Origin of the sequence: Streptomyces sp. NPDC001568 (genome assembly GCF_042893755.1) — a bacterium.
Lineage (GTDB): Bacteria > Actinomycetota > Actinomycetes > Streptomycetales > Streptomycetaceae > Streptomyces.
Genome location: NZ_JBIAVF010000010.1, coordinates 124979 through 141232, shown reverse-complemented (window position 1 = coordinate 141232; position 16254 = coordinate 124979). Strand labels below are relative to the sequence as shown.

13 protein-coding genes are annotated in these 16254 nt (G+C 65.9%); 4 read left to right on the top strand and 9 right to left on the bottom strand.

The genetic code is table 11. The features are described from left to right. Positions 1 to 231: 231 nt before the first annotated feature. Entirely contained in the window at positions 232 to 441 is a 210-nt protein-coding gene (locus tag ACFY0I_RS19830) for a DUF397 domain-containing protein (RefSeq protein WP_388897217.1), read from the bottom strand. 1104 nt (positions 442 to 1545) lie between these two features. Between ACFY0I_RS19830 and ACFY0I_RS19825 the strand changes: the two genes are divergently transcribed. Further along, the gene (locus ACFY0I_RS19825) at positions 1546 to 2892 is read left to right on the top strand and encodes a tol-pal system YbgF family protein (protein WP_388897214.1); all 1347 of its coding nucleotides are present in this window, start codon (positions 1546 to 1548) and stop codon (positions 2890 to 2892) included. 114 nt (positions 2893 to 3006) lie between these two features. Here ACFY0I_RS19825 and ACFY0I_RS19820 read toward each other — a convergent pair whose 3' ends face one another. From ACFY0I_RS19820 to ACFY0I_RS19805, 4 genes are all read right to left on the bottom strand, one after another. Then, positions 3007 to 3411, bottom strand: a complete 405-nt coding sequence (locus tag ACFY0I_RS19820) for a phage terminase small subunit P27 family (protein ID WP_388897623.1) — start codon at positions 3409 to 3411, stop codon at positions 3007 to 3009. Between the two features lie 869 nt (positions 3412 to 4280). Continuing rightward, positions 4281 to 5123, bottom strand: coding sequence for a phage major capsid protein (locus tag ACFY0I_RS19815; RefSeq protein WP_388897211.1), 843 nt, complete (start codon positions 5121 to 5123; stop codon positions 4281 to 4283). Positions 5124 to 5781: 658 nt separating this feature from the next. Then, positions 5782 to 6033: a hypothetical protein gene (locus tag ACFY0I_RS19810; RefSeq protein ID WP_388897208.1), complete on the bottom strand. Its 252-nt coding sequence runs from the start codon at positions 6031 to 6033 to the stop codon at positions 5782 to 5784. A 1421-nt stretch (positions 6034 to 7454) separates the two neighbouring features. Next, positions 7455 to 9143 carry a recombinase family protein gene (locus ACFY0I_RS19805; protein ID WP_388897205.1) on the bottom strand — a complete coding sequence of 563 codons (1689 nt, stop codon included), beginning with the start codon at positions 9141 to 9143 and terminating at the stop codon, positions 7455 to 7457. 53 nt (positions 9144 to 9196) lie between these two features. Between ACFY0I_RS19805 and ACFY0I_RS19800 the strand changes: the two genes are divergently transcribed. Together ACFY0I_RS19800 and ACFY0I_RS19795 are read left to right on the top strand one after the other, a co-directional pair. Further along, complete coding sequence (locus ACFY0I_RS19800) at positions 9197 to 10225, top strand: low temperature requirement protein A (protein WP_388897620.1); 1029 nt, start codon at positions 9197 to 9199, stop codon at positions 10223 to 10225. 79 nt (positions 10226 to 10304) lie between these two features. Further along, positions 10305 to 11558: a cytochrome P450 gene (locus ACFY0I_RS19795; protein ID WP_388897202.1), complete on the top strand. Its 1254-nt coding sequence runs from the start codon at positions 10305 to 10307 to the stop codon at positions 11556 to 11558. Between the two features lie 223 nt (positions 11559 to 11781). On the opposite strand, the gene ACFY0I_RS19790 is transcribed toward ACFY0I_RS19795, so the two are convergent. Together ACFY0I_RS19790 and ACFY0I_RS19785 are read right to left on the bottom strand one after the other, a co-directional pair. Continuing rightward, positions 11782 to 12276, bottom strand: a complete 495-nt coding sequence (locus ACFY0I_RS19790) for a DUF5949 family protein (protein WP_388897200.1) — start codon at positions 12274 to 12276, stop codon at positions 11782 to 11784. A gap of 57 nt (positions 12277 to 12333) precedes the next feature. Then, the gene (locus ACFY0I_RS19785) at positions 12334 to 12948 is read right to left on the bottom strand and encodes a hypothetical protein (protein ID WP_388897197.1); all 615 of its coding nucleotides are present in this window, start codon (positions 12946 to 12948) and stop codon (positions 12334 to 12336) included. Positions 12949 to 13132: 184 nt separating this feature from the next. Here ACFY0I_RS19785 and ACFY0I_RS19780 point away from each other — a divergent pair, with 184 nt between their 5' ends. Next, a complete protein-coding gene (locus ACFY0I_RS19780) occupies positions 13133 to 13582 on the top strand; it encodes a DUF6299 family protein (RefSeq protein ID WP_388897194.1) in 450 nt (149 codons plus the stop codon). Between the two features lie 73 nt (positions 13583 to 13655). Here the strand turns inward: ACFY0I_RS19780 and ACFY0I_RS19775 are convergent, their stop codons facing one another. Together ACFY0I_RS19775 and ACFY0I_RS19770 are read right to left on the bottom strand one after the other, a co-directional pair. Further along, the gene (locus ACFY0I_RS19775) at positions 13656 to 13823 is read right to left on the bottom strand and encodes a hypothetical protein (protein ID WP_362877725.1); all 168 of its coding nucleotides are present in this window, start codon (positions 13821 to 13823) and stop codon (positions 13656 to 13658) included. A gap of 94 nt (positions 13824 to 13917) precedes the next feature. Continuing rightward, positions 13918 to 16005, bottom strand: coding sequence for a SpoIIE family protein phosphatase (locus ACFY0I_RS19770; RefSeq protein WP_388897191.1), 2088 nt, complete (start codon positions 16003 to 16005; stop codon positions 13918 to 13920). Between the last annotated feature and the right edge of the window lie 249 nt (positions 16006 to 16254).

Here is a 16254-nt window from a genome sequence, read left to right as displayed (position 1 = left end):
CGCTCCGGAGGGGGAGGCATGAACGGGGCAGTTGCGGGGTTCAGCGGTTCAGGTGTCGCTGTTCGTCCAGCACCCGAAGACCGGGCAGGAGACGGGGCAGTGAGCCCGTACAGCGGGTGTCCTGCGGGAGCGTCCAGGAGTGCCAGCAAGCTAGACACCAGAGCATCCGTGAACTCTCCGGGTCGGGTACGGCATCGCTGCCACAGCGGGGGCACTCATGCACGGTGACTCCTAGGCCGAGAGGTCGAACTCACCCAGCTTGGCACCGCTGAGAAAGTCGGTCCACTCGCCGGACGTGAACTCGACCGCCTCGCCCGTCAGGGTGTTGCGTACCGCCACCTTGCCGGAGACGTTCGTTGCCACCTCGACGCAGCGCGGGTCGCTGTTGTTGTACTTGCATGCGCTGGACGTGCGGAACTCGAATTCGGGAATCGCGGTCATTGTGCCTATCCCTTCGACGCACTTCGGGGAATCGGTCCCCGTGCCGTCGTTCGCTTACAACCCGCCCGACTGCCGACCGTCCAAGGAGACAGCCGGACGGGAGCTTGTGAGGACTACCTACTTCGCGCCGCCCGAACCCCTCGCATTTCGGCGGAGCTTGGCGGGGTAGTCCGGGTCATCGTCTGCCGCCGGTAGGTCGGTGTGACCTTCGGTGTGGTCGTTCACCCAACCGCACAGTGGACAGGCATAGCGCCCGTTCAGCCCGGCGATCAGGGTTCCGCACTGGCGGCACTCGGTCTCGGTGATCTCTAGCGCGGACAACGGGGGTTCCTCATCCCGTGGAGGTAGCGCCGGTTCCCTGTACGTCATGGAGGCACGCTACCGCCGTACTGCCGGGCGAGACGGCGGACCAGCCACAGTAGTTCGTACAGATCCAGCGGCCGTCAGGTCCCTGCTGCGCGGCTGCGCCACAGTTGCCACAGTTCATAGCTACCTCAATTCTGCGTGCGGATTTCCCCGCTGGGGGTCCACACGCCAATAGGTTTCGGTGATGAGCTTGAATTCCCGGTGGTCCGGCTGTCGGCCGGTGTGGTTCAGCGCCCATGTCTGATGCGGGTTGCCGTCGTTGTCCGTCGGCTCGGACATCTCATGACAGCTCATGCACGACATCTGAAATATGGCCACGGGAACACCGGGGCTGTTGTCTCCGCTGAGGGTCCATTCCGCATGAGCCAGGGTCTGTCTGTTCATTACTGCGCCGCCCTCTCCGCAAGGCGCCTGAGCCCGGCCTCAACAGCCCGCAGGACGTCACGCGTCGGCCACGTGTAGCCACGACGGGGGACCCAGCTCGGCACGTCCGCCCACGCGGGGAACGGGTCACGCTCCAGCCTGTGAAACTCCCTGCGATCTACAGCGGCGCCCAGGTCTGCCGCCATGTCGGTCTCGCTGCTGGTCGTCATCGTCGTGCCCTCCTGTCGCTGCGCTTGCGCTCCTTCCTGCGCACTCACTTAAGGCAACCGGATGAGCACGGTCGGAGGTACCGTTGTGGCAGCGCCAGGACTTAAGAGCTTTAAGCGGCTTGCAGGCACGGGGAGTTGATGACCGGTGGCTAGTCCGGATCTGAACCAGGGACTTGAGAGGCTGTACCGCGAAACCGGCTGGACGTTGCGCCAGTTCGCTCAGGAGATCAATCGGTTGGGAACGGAGCGCGGGACACCTCTCCGATACCGCGAACCCTCAGTACACCAGTGGCTCAAGGGTCATCTACCGAAGGAGAGCGTCCGGCCGCTCATCTTGGAAGCGTTGGCCCGCAAGCTCAGCCGACCGATCACAAATAGCGAAGCGGGCTTTCCGGTATCCCCCGTCGAAGAGTCCGGCGCGCTCCCCAGTACGGTGGAAGGGCTGCTAGACCTGGGGAGGCAAGATATGGACCCATCCCGCCGGAGCGTCCTAGGGATTGGCCTATTTTCGGTTGCTCTCACGGTGCCCAACTGGCCGGACGTCGTGGGCCGAATCGAAGCCGTCCAGACAGGCAAAACGCAGCGCATAGGGCTTTCCGATGTTCAGTCGGTCATCGCGATGACGGAACGCCTCTCAGACATTGACGACCAATTCGGTGGACGGACAGCGCGCCCGATGGCTGCCGCCTACCTAGTCAACACTGTGGCGCCATATTTGCGAGCTGACGCCCCGGAGAGTGTCCGTAAGGCCATGATGGCTGCTGCTTCGGACCTCTCATATTTGACGGGGTACATGGCCGTTGATGAAGGCATTCACGGAATGGCTCAGCGCTATTACCTCAAAGCGTTGGAGCTTGCCGGAGCCTCAGAAGACCATCTGACTTACTGCACCACGCTGCGGGGAATGAGCGTTCAGGCCGTCGACCTGGGGCACGGCGCCGAAGCTGTGAGGCTTGCTGACGCTGCCGCTGCTGCTTCCCCTCAGGCTGGCCCCAGGATGCGCGCATTCCTTGCCGGACAACAGGCACATGCGGCAGCGCAAGAGGGCAACAGCCGGATTGCCCTACAGCGAATCAAGGAAGCCGAAGTAGCCATGAACAAAGCGGAGTCACAGCCCAAGACGTTCGGGTCCTACAACCCTTCCTCGCTGGCCTATCACATGGGGCAGGTGCGGTATGAACTGGGCGACGTCGCCGGGTCCATTGCGTCGCTCAAGGAGTCTGACAAGCTACGGCCTAGCACTTTCCGTCGGACCAGCGTTCGCTATCTGTCCATGCTGGCCGAACGGCAACTAGAGGTAGGGCACCTAGAGACAGCGTGCGAGACGTGGGGGCGAGTCCTGGAGATTTATCCCCTGGTGCAGTCCGGGCAGTGCGACCGAAACATCGCCGCCCTACACAGCCGAATTCGCCCCTACCTGAAGAACCACACAGCGCGAGACCTGTCCGAGCGGGCCCGACTTGTGACACCTCCGAACCTGCTGACTCAATAAAACTGACGGCCGATCAACAAAGAGAAGGGCCCCGCATTCTCAACCAGTTACGGCAGAGATCACGGGGCCCAGCGCTCGGAAGGGGCGAATACCCATCGTGGTCGGCCTTGCACTTCAGTCCCAGATATCACTATCGGCGTTGTCGTCATTCTGCGGGATAGCAATACGGGCGGCAGCAGACGGGCTGAGTCCTAGCTCTACACGGGCAGCGCGCAGGATTGACGAATAGGCATTAACTACGGTCGTGGCGGGATTCTTCACGAGGACACCGTTAGCGCCAACGACTAGAAGGCCATCCCGGCTGATGAGTCGCTCCGCTTCCCATACACGCGCCTGAGCCGTGCAAAAGGTAATTACCACCTCTCGCTGTGCGTTAGTGATTCGAGTAGCAGCGGAAAGAGCGGGAACAATGCGCCGCCATATATCCGAAACGTCCGCCTTCACCTTGTCGGCTCCGGGGCCGTTACCTAGAACCGTGCCCCAATCAGGTTCGGTTAGGTCGCTCGGGGGCAGCGCCATTCGTTCCGCGTGACGGTCAGCGCGGTATGTGCCCTCTCTGATGTGCTGGCCAATTGGTCGTACAGCGCCCATGGAGTAAGTCCTTTCGGGGAAAAGCGCATGTCGCGCCACAGGAAAGATCAATTCTTGACAGGCGAGCGCGTCGCCTCCCTGCCGATCAAGCTCAAAAATAAAAAAGGGGTCTATGCCCAGGGGGGAGGGGGTCAGCGAGTGTTGCCGTGGTCGTCAGTTCCCCGCTCACGCTGCCATCGTTCGTACTCTCGCTCTGCTGCTGACTTTGTGCGCCGGTTCTTGGACAGCGAACCCTGCTCCTTTGCCGTGTGCGCGTTATGGCATTTACGGCACATAGGACGAAGCCGCTTAGGCTCATCAAGGTCTTCCCAACCTCGCGCCCACATCGTCCGCCTATCAATCGGATGATGGTCAGCTACATTCGCAGGTCGGCTGCATTCAACACACCACGGATTCGAGTACAAGAATCGCTTACGTGTCTTCTGCCATGTGCTGTCGTATCCGCCATGTGTGGACTCTGTTTGGTACAGCGCCCAACGAATAGAAGTGTGTGCCTTGCAGTAGAACGAGCCATTCGCCTTATCTCGCTGTGCGCTGCATTGAGGTTCGCGGCAGTTGGAGGGGTGGAGCCGTACGACCACGGGGGGTCCCTTCGGGAGGCAGCAGGGAGTAGCACCAGCGAAGGGGCCAGCAACCCGAGGGCGGGGGCATACGCGCTGATCAATGGGGGTGGCAGGCTCAGCCGGCGTTTTGGCGAGATTTTCGGAAGGGAAGGTTGTCTGCCCAGCGAGGAGAAGAGAAAAGCCCCGGCCCCCGCACTGGTAGGGACCGGGGCTAGATCAGGTGCGCGTTAGCGCTTAGGCAGCAGCATTGATGATACGAACGTGAGCCGCAGGAACAGGCATGGCGAATGCAACACGCATGGTGCCTCGAACGCCAACCCGGTCAGACGAGAAGTAGGCCGAGTGGTCGACGTCAAGGCGCGTGTCCTCACGGGTCACAACAAGGAAATCTTCCTTACTGATGCCGTAGACCACATCAGCCGGGACGTAAGGCGAAACGACGACCGGACGGCCAAGGATGGTACGCCGACCCTCAACGGCTAGATCCGGATTGAGTAGACCACGGTTAGACCCGCTGGTGTCCTTGAGCTTCGCAATTTCAAGGGCAGTGGCGGCGCCGGTGACCCAGTGAGTAATCCGACCCCCGGCAGCCTCGGACTTGGAAACGGCCTCTTCAAAGGGGTCAAGGTTGGCGTAAGCCGCCGGAGCGGAAACCGTGGAAATTCCGGTTAGATCAGCGAAGCCGTCTGGGTTCACGCCACCCAGGGAGTTGAAGAGCGCGTTGTCCACCCGGTTAGCGATCTGTCGAGCAATGCTCTTTCCGATCTGATCAGCCGCAGACGGGTTGGAGTCATCGGCCAGCTCACGAGAAACGATGGTGAGGGCCGCGAACTTTGCCGGAATGATTTCTAGTTCATCGAAGTCAGCGTCAGAAGGGGTGATCTCTGCACCCTCAGCAACAGCGCCAGCAGTCACGTCAGACACGAGAATCGGGACGATGTACTTGTTGGCGTTAGTAGTGACCTTCTCGCCGGTCAGGTATGCGACGGATAGCGCCTCAACTGGCTTAGTAACTAGCTCGCCGTACTCGGGCGGTAGAATCGATCGAGTACCGGCATCAGTGGTGAACATAGACATGCGTAAGGACCTTTGCGTGTGAGCGAAAGCGCGAGCGCCGCGCGATTAGTTGCCCGCTGTGCCTGACAGCGAAGGGAGCGGGCACCAGGCCCAAACGTGAGAAATCCGCCGCCCACCTGGGGCACTAGCGGATTCTCAAAAGGCACCTACGAAAGTCGGTAGGTGATATTCAGTTGTAGAAGGATGAGCACCAGCGCTAGCGCTCATCCACTCCTCTTGTGTCTAGCGACGCGTAAACTTGAGCGCTTCTGTCATCGTGAGTGGCGCATCAGGAATAGAACCCCGACGACCCCCGCCAACATCACCCCATGGGGCAGATCCATTTCGAAGGCCCGGACGCTTCGCTAGCAGCGCTTTAACGGCAGCGTCTACAGCGTCCGGCACGACATTCCCCTCTGGGTCTGTCAGGTCGTCAATGCTCGCCCCGCCAATGTCGAAGAGGTCTGAGGCAACGCTCAGATCCTTAGCGGCCAGCGATTCAACCTGAGAGCGCAGTAGGGAATGCACGCGCTTCTCAGTGGCTTCTAGCTTCGCTTCGGCCTCGCGCAGCTTTGTGCGGTACTTCGCCGCTTCCCGATTCCCATTGATGGGCTCGCTGGCTTCGACCTGCTCATCCGGGGGCGACTCGGGTAGTGCGGAATTCTGATCTGCCACTGGTTCAGCCACGGTCGTTACCCCCGTTCAGGATGGTTAGCAGGATGTGATTCGGGTTTGCGTGGCGCACGTGGGCAACAGCATCACTTGCAGTCATGGCGTCGCCGTAGAGCTGTGATAGCTCGTCAGCGTTCAGCCAAAGAATCTCCGCCAGAATGCCGGGCGGGAACTGTGTGCGGACGTTGTCGCGGTGAAGCTGAGCGACCATCTGAGCTGACGCAAAAATGTGGTCTGAAAGACCCTCAAGGAACTTCATGCCGGATGCCCTAACGTGTGATCCCCGCCGCTCAACCGGTCCGGGGCATCGGACAGCCCGGGAACGGCGGGGAAGTGTATTGAGGAAACCGCCCCGGTCACCCTGCTGAGGAATGACCGGGGCCCCTTTTCCGAAAGGCCGGGGGCCATGCCAAGCCCCCGTTACCGCTGACGTGTAATCAGCGGAGTCAGGTAACACCTACGCCACGCATCAGCGCGTAGATAGCGAAGGTGAGAAATGCCGCTAGGAGGAGTTCAGCGAAACTCACTCCGGCCCCCTGGCGTAGGCACGGGACATAAGCGCATTGGTGGCGCGCACAGCAGCAGCAGGGGGGCGGCCCAATCGACTTCTCCCCGACCTTGCTTCCTGAGCGTCTAGAAAGGCGTGTGCGGCCCTTGCGCTGGCTTCCCGACCCCGGGCCTCAGTTGCGCGACGTTCGGGCCTCACAGCGGCGTATGCGGCCTCTTTGAGCGGTGCTATGGCGTCTGCCAACCCTTCCCGGCCAACCCGTCGATGTGCGTTATCCATGAGCTTGTGGCAACTTCGGCACATCGCCACGTAATAGCGGCTGTCCTCAGACCAGACTCGGTGGACACGTCCGGCCCCGTGGCGTTCGTTCGGGTCATTCCACAGATATGCCCACTGGTCAGCAGTCAAGAGGCACCAGGCGCAAGGGTGATATTTCGCGGGCAGTCTCATTGCGTCTAGTCGACGGTGCATGGTGTGGTAATCGTTTTCGGCAGACATGGTGAAGTCCTTCTACGTGGCAGAAAAGAGAAAAAGCCCCAACCCGACAGGGAGCCACACTTACCGATCTGCCACGTTCGGTAAGGGCGCTCAACCGATCAGGTTGGGGCCTAGTACGGATTAACCCCCGCACGGGCGTATATGGGGGCGGGTGGTTGTCGGTGGCAGACCCGCGAGAGAGGAAGCTAAAGGTCCCTCCCTTATTAAACTAGTGAGTCGATCGCCTTTGGTGTGCCCTCGGAGTCCCAAAATTGCTCCAAAACGGCCGGCGTGTGATGCGGCTCACGTGAATTGCTTTGCGAGGGCAGCGAACGGGCACAGAACTCTGGACTGTGTGTAGAAGTGTAGGTAGGGGGGGCATTTTCGTAATGGGACTAGGAACCTCTATCGATTATGAGTTTGGGGTCTGTTTCTACACTTCTACATTGGAAGGTTGTTTATGCAGGTCAGACGGCATATGACTGATGGGGTGTCAGGTTATGGGATGTAGTTTCGCTCCCCCTGCTGTCCCGATCCCCCCTCGGAGCCCCATGCGCCCGCCTGAGCGCCTCTGTATCGTCCGCCGGTCCTGGTGCCAGCGAGGACGCGAGAAGCCCTCAGGGGGTCACTCAGGGCACGACAAAGCCCCCGCCGGTCATTGACCGAACGGGGGCTCAGCGTCTCGAAGTCTGGGGCTAGTTCATCAGGGCGACTCCCGTGCGCCGCTCCTCCCATGCATCCCATGCGGCTTCCACTGCCGGATTGACGCTTTCATCTCGCCAGTGCGGTTCCAGGCGGTCAAGAATGGGCGTTCGATCCCCGACACCCTTCGGCGGAATCATCGTCACGCTTTTCAACGCTGCTTTGAGCAGGGCGCGCTGCCCGCTTATTCCCGCGTCTTGCCAAAGTTCAGCAAGTGAGTACGGGTCCATCAGCGGGGAAAGGTCGGCCTCCCGCGAAATTTCCGCAAGCTCCACCTTGAGGCTTTCAATCTGCACGTTCAACTCTCGCCACAGGTAGTCGAAGTCAGCTTCTGACATTCGGTTGAGAAGGAACCGCTCCTTTCGTAGTTGCATTTCTCGACCGACTGCCGATTCGAGCGCAGCGATAGCCTGGGTCTTGCGGTTTTCTTTCTCAGGATCTTGGTACGACAACCAATCGCGCGCAATGGCGTGAATGGTCGGAGAGTCAGGGGAGAGGCTGAGCACATGGTCAATCCACATAACCGCCATGGCTTCATCTACGCGCTGACGAAGGGTAGCCATGCCCCGGCAGGCGGCTTCACCCTGGTTCATTCGGGTAATGCATCGATAATTGCGCCCCCCGTTCCCCATGGAACCTTTGCAATAAGGGCATCGGAGAATGCCGGTCATGATGGTCGCAGCCTTACGAATTCCACGCGACCTGTCGCCAATCGTGGTCCCTGGACGGCTTCGCCCGCTGATTATTGCGCTGATTTTCTGCCATTCAGCGAAGGTGACCACTCCTTCACCTGCCTGAATCGGATGACCGTTGGGTCCCATTAGCGGTGCTCCGCGCCGGTGCCACCTATCCAGCGGGTTGCCGAATTCATCCTTGGCCCGTTCGCGATCGGGAATTAGCCCAGCCCAACTAGGAGACTGGGCAAGGTGAATTACGGTCTGCGCTCGCCACATCTTCCCCTTACGGGTTTTGATGCCTTCGGCATTGAGCGCGTTGGCTATTCTCGCAGGCGTTTCGCCATCGAGAAGAGCCTCAGCAATACGGCGCGCTATCGGGTACTCGGCTGGGTCGTGTTCCAGCTTTCCGCTCCCCTTGGGGCAACGCAGACCGTACGGAACTACTCCGCCGGGCCAGCGCCCCTCTGCCTTGTGTGCGTCCCCACCGGTCTTAGTGCGCATGGCGATGTCTTCCGCCTCTTCGCGCGCCCGGTCACTGAGAATGCCGAATACCATTCGCACGCCCCGCTGTGAAGAGTCCAGCCCCTCAGTCACGGAAACGATGCGTGCTCCGCGAGGCTTGAAATCGTCAATGAGCCGGTCTACAGCGCCCATGCCCCGGCGGGAAAGTCGGTCGGTCTTCCATACGTAAAGCGTCTTGGAGAGTCCTTCAAGGACGGCCCCAGTCGCCTTTTCGAACTCCTCGCGACGTACATGCGCCTTGCTTGCTGACTTCTGCTCAAACCAAACGTGGCGAATGGCTACGTCTTCACTGGTTGCCATGCGGCAGATATCCCGGACGTGAGCCCGCAGCGTGGAAAGGTCATCACGCTTCTTGCTGCGCCTGATGTACGCCTCTGCCAGATCGCCAGAGTTTCCCGCCGCAGGCGCCCACAGCCCTAGCCGCTGTAGCTCTTCATCCTTGAAGCCCAGTGCGCGGAGGGTGGGCAGGTCTGTGCGTTCCATGGTGTTCCGTTCGCCGTAGGGCCGCTTCTGGGGGGTCCTAGAGCGTGGATCGCCTGTTTTCAGCGTTTGCCCAGGTCAGAAGCGGTGTTGTTCCCTTGGTTCACGGGTGGGCGTGGATGAACTTCACGTGGTTCGCCTCCGCCTACGACTGCGACGACGTGCCGTACCGGGTCGCGACGCTCGTCCAGATCGCCGGCGTCCTCGTCTACGCGGCGGGCGTGAGCCGTGCCTTCGACGACAACGACTGGGTCGTGGCCGTCATCGGCTACCTCATCATGCGCGTGGCGCTCACCGCCCAGTGGTTGCGCGCGGCGGCCGGGGAAAGCGGTCCGGCCCGCAAGGCCGCGTTCACCTACGCGGCGGGGCTGGTGGTGTGCCAGGCGGGCTGGGTGGCCCTGCTGTTCGCCCCGGAGGACTCCAGGCGCTGGCTGTTCCTGGTGCTGGTGGTGGCCGAACTGTTCGTTCCGGTGCTGGCCGAGCGGGGACACCAAACGCCCTGGCACGCCCACCACATCGCGGAGCGGTACGGCCTGTTCACCATCATCGTGCTCGGCGAGACGATCGCCGCCAGCACCGTCGCGGTGAAATCGGCGCTCGACGAGCACGAGGCCCTGGGCGAGCTGCTGCCCATCGCCGCGGGCGGGCTGCTGATCGTCTTCGCCGCGTGGTGGATCTACTTCGCGGTCCCGATGCACACCCGGCTCACCTCCAACCGCGACGCCATCCCGTGGGGCTACGGGCACCTGCTGGTCTTCCTGGCGGGCGCGGCGATCGGCGCGGGCATCGAGGTCGCGGTGGAGCACGCGGTCGGCAAGGCGCACATCTCCCAGCCGGCCGCCAACGCCGCCGTCACCGTCCCCTCGGCGCTGTTCCTGCTGATGGTGTGGCTGCTGCACTCCCGGTACTTCAAGCGCGGCGCCGCCCAACAGCTGGTGCTGCCGTTGTCCGCCGCGGCGCTCCTCGCCTGTACCTGGGCGGGCCCGTACGCGGTCCTCTGGGCGGGCCTGGTCGCGACGCTCACGGTGGTGGTCGGCCAGACCCTGGCCGTGCGCGGCCCGGGAACGCATACCGCCGCCGGGTGAACGGCGCCGGACCCGTCACCCCCGCACCCCCCGACCCGTTCAGCAGCTCAGCGGAACGGCAACAGGAAGGGACGGGCCCATGACACTGCCCCCACAACGGCACGCAGGCGCGGCCGACCCCGCAGGGGAGCTGGCCGACCCGGGGTTCTGGCAGCTCCCCCCGGATCGGCGGCTGGCCGCCTTCGCCCGTCTGCGCGCCCTGGACGCGCCGGTGTTCGTCCCCGAGGGGGCGGGCCACTGGGCCCTCGTACGGCACGCGGACGTGCAGGAGGCGAGCCGGCTGCCGAAGGTGTTCGCGAGCGCGCCCGGCGTCACGACCCCCGAGCCGGCCCGCTGGGTGCGCGCCCTGTTCGGGGACTCGATGGTCAACCTCGACGGCCCTGACCACGCGCAGCTGCGCAAGATCGTGCAGCGCGCCTTCACCCCCCGGCTGCTGGCGGCGGCGGAGCAGGACATCCACGCGGTGGCGGCCCGCATCGTGGACGACGTGCTGGCCGAGCGGCCGGACGAGTTCGTCTCCGCGGTGGCCTCCCGGCTCCCGCTGGAGGTCATCTGCAACATGATGGGGATCCCCGAGCGCTACCGGGCGGAGATCGCCGACCGGGTCAACCACGCCTCGGAGAACATCGGCGTGGAGCGGGGCCTGGCGGCACGGATGCGGATGCCCGGACGCGGCCTGCGGGCGCTGGCACGGATGCAGCGGATGGTCGCCGGCATCGGCCGGGAGCGGCGCAGGCACCCGACGGACGACCTGATCTCGGCGCTGGTCACCGCGAACGTCGACGGGCAGGCCCTGGGTGCCCGGCAACTGGGCGCTTTCTTCTCCCTGTTGATGGTGGCGGGGGTGGAGACCACGCGCAACGCCATCACCCACGGTCTGACCCTGCTCACCGACTTCCCCGAGCAACGCGACCTGCTGCTGTCGGACTTCGAGAAGTACGCGGACGGCGCCGTGGACGAGATGATCCGCCACTCGACGCCCATCATCCAGTTCCGCCGCACGGTCGCCGCCGAACACAGCCTGGGCGGAAGGCTGTTCCGACCCGGCGAGAAGGTCGTGCTGTACTACGCCTCCGCCAACCGCGACGAGGCCGTCTTCCCGGACCCGGACGCCTTCGACATCACCCGCTCCCCCAACCCCCACCTGGGATTCGGCGGCGGCGGGCCGCACTTCTGCCTGGGCGCGCACCTCGCCCGGGTGGAGATGAAGGCCCTGTTCCGCGAGCTGCTCACCCGCCCGGTGGGCCTGCGCGCGGTGGGCCTGCCCGACCTGGCCGGGTCCAGCTTCGACAACCGGGTGCGTTCGCTGCGGTTCGCCTTCGAACGCCCCTGACCCGCGAGGGCGGACGGGGCGGGGGGACCGGCCACCGGGCAGGCTGGGAGCCCGGCGGCCGGAGCGGAAGGAAGGCGAACCGCGAACCACGGCGGCGTACGACGACACCGCCGCCGCGGGCCCCGCGCGGATCTGCTCCGCGGGCCCGGCACGGTCGCTTCCGCGGGGCCCGGCACGGTCGCTCCCGCGGGCCCGCGCGGTCAGCCCCGCGGGCCCCGCACGGTCACTTCTGCAGGCTCTGCACCGTCACGACGCAGTGCGCGCTGCTCGTCAGCACTTCCTCGTCACCGGCGAACGCCTGGAGGACCTCCGCGGTGACGGGCTTGCCGGGAACCGCCTCGGGCCAGGCGCGGGTGGCGAACAGGAAGTACGCCTGCCCGCTCTCGTTGGCCGCGTCCACCCACTCCGGCGGCGCGGTGCAGGTCGCGTTGAGACCCGGCATGGTCAGCGCGATCTGGTTGTCCGCGAGCAGGACCTTCACGTCGAACTTGTGCGGGTTGCGGGTGCCGTCCATGACCACGTCGCCGATGGGCAGGCCGATCTCCTCCAGCAGCCCCCGGGCGGCCGCCTCGCCGGCCTCCCGGCCCTTGGGGCCGTCGCCCAGCGTGTAGGCGAGGAGGTACGGGATGTCGTGCCCCTCGGAGGGGTCGCCGATCCAGGCGAGCACCGAAAGGGTGCCGAGGTGGGACCGGTCGATTTCGGCTTGCGTTGAAGTCATGCGCCGCACCTTAGTGGGCCGTCACCCGACCCTTTCACGGCCTTTCACCCGCCCGGGCTAGACCGCCCAGAAACCCCCTCCGGAATTCGCCTGCATGTTCGCGTCCTGGTACTGGACCCGTACGATCCGCGCGTTTTCCGGAATTTCGAACACGACCCAGCCCTCGGCCCGCTCACCGACCTCCAGGGAATCGAAGACGAGTGGTTTGCCGGTGGTCAGTTCCCCGGTGCGCACCACGGGGTGGCGCTTGCCCGCGCTGTCGTGCGCCCACATGCGCCCGAGAGCCCCGTACGAGGCTCCGCCGACGTTGACGAACGACATCGAGGCGGCCACCCAACGCTTCCCGGCGGGCGGTACGAAGTTCGGCTCCACGCTCACCGCAGGGTCCACGAACGCGGCGAGGACCACCTGGAGGTGACGGCCCACCTCCCGCCCCTGCACCCGTACGGAGTCACCCACATGGGCTTCCTTCACGGCGGCCGGCCTCACCTCGCGCGGCGGCGCGGCCGGGTCTTCGTCGGCGCCGGGCGCTCCGTCGTCGACGGGGACCGCGGGCGCCGCGGCGGGGGCGACGGCGGCCCCCTCGGTCTCTCCGGAGCAGGCGGTGGCGCCGAGCAGCAGGAGCGGGATCAGGGCCGCGCCGGCGAGGGCGGGGGCGGAAAGGCAGCGCATACGGGATCCCTTCGGGGATCTTCGAACTTCGGGAATTTATTCCGGTCAGTCTCACGCGCCCGAGCGGGCAATTGCACACACCGACACGGGCGGAGGGAGCGAGTTGCCCGCCAACTGCCAGCACAATGCGTTCCGGCGGAATACCGCCGGCCTCGTCCACCCCGCTCGTCCACCTGGAGGAAGAATGCGCACGACCGCCGTCCGACTGGCCCTCACGGCCTGCTCCGCACTGGCCGCCACCGCCGCGCTGGCCGTTCCCGCGGAAGCCACCGTTTTCCATCAGGAGATTTCCGTACGGTCGGACGCCCACATCACCCCCGACGGCAGGATCACCCTTTCCGGGACCTACAGCTGCGAGGCCGCGTCACCCGACGGAGCGGTTCAGGTCAGGGCGACGGTGATCCAGGAGGGCGTCCGGGTGACGATGGGCGCCGGCGACGCCGTCTGCGACGGACACGAGCACCCGTGGCGCGCGGAGAGCAAGCCGGGCCGCACCTGGGGCGTGCAGGGGGGCGCGGCCCGCGCGGTGGCGCAGCTCCAGGAGATCCACTTCGGCGGCGGGATGCTGCCGCGGGCCGTCGACATCGTCGCCGAGGACGCCCGGGACATCACGGTGCACGACCGCCGCCGCTAGGGCCGTCCTGTCGGGCGGGATCCGAAGGAGTCGGCCCGACAGGACGATGTCCCGCGTCGTCCGGTAGCCGCCGCTACCGGCACTCGGGCGCTTCGCCCGTCATCGACATGAACGCCACCGTCTGGCACCCGGGGTCCGCGTGCGGACGCCCCGTCGTCCAGTCCACGACCGTGGGGACCCCGGCCACCAGCAGCAGGGCCGCCAGCAGCGCGGTGACCGCGCCCCGGTTCAGGCGGCGCACTGCGCGTTCCGTCGCGAAGCCTTGAAAACCGTCCGTTCCATGGCCGCATCATCACCCCGCGCCCCGCGCCCCACAACCCGACGTAGGCATCCGGTCACCCTCCGGCGCGGCGGATGCCGTCCACGTCGAACTCGCACCAGACGGCCTTGCCGTCGCCGCGGGACTCCACGCCCCAGTGGCTGGCCAGCGCGTCCACCAGCAGCAGCCCGCGCCCCGTGGTGGCCGCCTCGCCCGGGCTGCGTCGGCGCGGCCACACGCTGGAGCGGTCCTTGACCCACAGCCGGATGCGCCGCACCGGCTCCGGCAGCACCTCCATGGTCAGCACCGCGCCGCCGTCGGTGTGCAGGAGGGCGTTGACGAGGAGTTCCCCGGCCGCGAGCTCCACGTCGTCGGCCAGCTCGGGCATGCCCCAGTCGCGCAGGGCGTGCCGCAGGGCGTAGCGGGCCTCGGAGAGCCCTTCCGGGTCGGCCTGGTGGACGTACTGGTGGATCCGGGGCGCCCGGTGGGTGCCCGGGTCAGGGGCGCGGCGCAGGACGAGCAGGGCCACGTCGTCGCCGGAGCCCCATCGTTCCCAGAGCCGGTCCGAGAGGTGGTCGGCGAGCGCCCCGGCCCCCTGGGGGCCGCTCCGGACGGCCTGGGCGAGGGCCTCCATGCCCTGGCTGATGTCGGTTCCGGGCTCCTCCACGAGCCCGTCCGTGCACAGCACGAGGGTTTCGCCCGGCACCAGGTCGAGCCGGGTCTCGGGGAACTCCTCCCGCTCGAAGAGCGAGGCCAGCCCGAGCGGCAGCCCGCCGCGCACGTTGGGCCAGCCGGTACGCCCGTCCGTGTGCCGGATCAGCGGGCCGAGGTGGCCCGCGCGCACGGCCCGTACGCCGCCGGTCTCCAGGTCCACCTGCGCGTACATGCAGGTGGCGAAGCGTTCGGTGTCCAGTTCGGCGAGGAAGCGGGAGGCGCGCGCCAGCACGGTGGAGGGCGGGTGCCCCTCGCCCGCGTAGGCGCGCAGCGCGATCCGCAGCTGCCCCATGATGGCCGCCGCGTGCGTGTCGTGGCCCTGCACGTCACCGACGACGATCCCGACGCGGTCGCGGGGCAGCGCGATCACGTCGTACCAGTCGCCGCCGACCTCGCGCCCGCTCCAGGCGGAGTGGTAGCGGACCGCGATCTCCCCGCCGATGATCTCCGGGATCCGGCGGGGCAGCATGGCGGCCTGGAGGCCCGTCGCGAACTCGCGTTCCTGGTCGAAGAGCAGCGCCCGTTGGAGGGACTGGGCGACGATGCCGGCCAGACCGAGGCACAGGTTGCGTTCCTCGGGGCTGAACTCGGTGCGCCGCCGGTAGAACAGGACGAGCCCGCCGATGGCCTTGGCCTGGGCGATCAGGGGGAGGTAGGCGGCGGCGTCGTAGCGGATCCGGCTCAGGTAGTCGGCCAGCAGCGGGAACTCGCCGGCGAGTTCGGTGAGGGAGGTGACGAAGCGCGCCGTACGGGTGACGACCGCCTGCGACAGCGGCAGGGATCCGTCCAGCCGGGTGAACTGTCGCTCGCTGAGGATCTCCAGGCTCTCCCCGCTCAACGCGATGATCTTGATGGCGCCGTTCTCGACGAGGCCCAGTGCCAGCCCGTCGGCGCCGAGCCGCTCCAGTGCGCCCGCGCCGGTCAGGGCGGCCGTCACGTCGTCGACCGTCACCGCCCGCGACAGGGCCTCCGTGGTGCGCTGCACGATGGTCGCCTGGTGGGCACGGGCCGACTCCAGTTTCCGCAGCGCGGTGGCGTGGGCCAGCTCCGCCGTCGCGTCCCGGACGATGCCCACGATCCGCGGGGGGCGGCCGTCCGCGTCGCGCAGCACCCGGCCCTGCGTGTGCGTCCACTGGTCGCGGCCGTCGCGCCGCCGCACGGTGAAGTAGGAGCCGTACGTCTCGCCGTCGCCGTCCAGGACCTCGGTCACGGTCTGCGACAGACGGGCCGCGTCGTCGGCCGGGATCCGCAGCCCGAGGCCCTCCGGGGTGTCGTCGAACTCCTCCGGCTCCAGGTCGAAGACGACCAGGCCCGCCGCGTCCAGCAGCAGCGTCCCGGTGCCCAGGTCCCACTCGAAGCTGCCCATGCCGTTCAGCGCGAGCCGTTCGCCCGGGCCTGTCAGGGGACTCTCCCGGCCCTGCTCGGATCCGTCGCGCTCAGCCGCTGCCAAGAGACACACCACCTAACGGCCGGGCCAGCACGGCTGGGAGATCAGCCGCTCCCATTCCTCGTCAGGATGCCCCGGGAGGGTGCGTCCGGCCTCCCGCCAGCGCTTGACGAGGGAGTGGTAGATCGCGCAGGGATCCCCGGACGGATAGCCTCCGGACCTGCGGTTCGAGGCCCCTGCGCCCGGGGACCCGTAGGCCGGAGCCCCGTACGAAGGCTGCCCGTACGAAGGCTGCCCGTACGAAGGCGTGCC

Coding starts and splice junctions, on each gene's coding strand:
- ACFY0I_RS19830 (WP_388897217.1), bottom strand. CDS start 441: ATGACCGCGATTCCCGAATTCGAGTTCCGCACGTCCAGCGCATGCAAG.
- ACFY0I_RS19820 (WP_388897623.1), bottom strand. CDS start 3,411: ATGGCGCTGCCCCCGAGCGACCTAACCGAACCTGATTGGGGCACGGTT.
- ACFY0I_RS19815 (WP_388897211.1), bottom strand. CDS start 5,123: ATGTCTATGTTCACCACTGATGCCGGTACTCGATCGATTCTACCGCCC.
- ACFY0I_RS19810 (WP_388897208.1), bottom strand. CDS start 6,033: ATGAAGTTCCTTGAGGGTCTTTCAGACCACATTTTTGCGTCAGCTCAG.
- ACFY0I_RS19805 (WP_388897205.1), bottom strand. CDS start 9,143: ATGGAACGCACAGACCTGCCCACCCTCCGCGCACTGGGCTTCAAGGAT.
- ACFY0I_RS19795 (WP_388897202.1), top strand. CDS start 10,305: ATGACACTGCCCCCACAACGGCACGCAGGCGCGGCCGACCCCGCAGGG.
- ACFY0I_RS19790 (WP_388897200.1), bottom strand. CDS start 12,276: ATGACTTCAACGCAAGCCGAAATCGACCGGTCCCACCTCGGCACCCTT.
- ACFY0I_RS19785 (WP_388897197.1), bottom strand. CDS start 12,948: ATGCGCTGCCTTTCCGCCCCCGCCCTCGCCGGCGCGGCCCTGATCCCG.
- ACFY0I_RS19780 (WP_388897194.1), top strand. CDS start 13,133: ATGCGCACGACCGCCGTCCGACTGGCCCTCACGGCCTGCTCCGCACTG.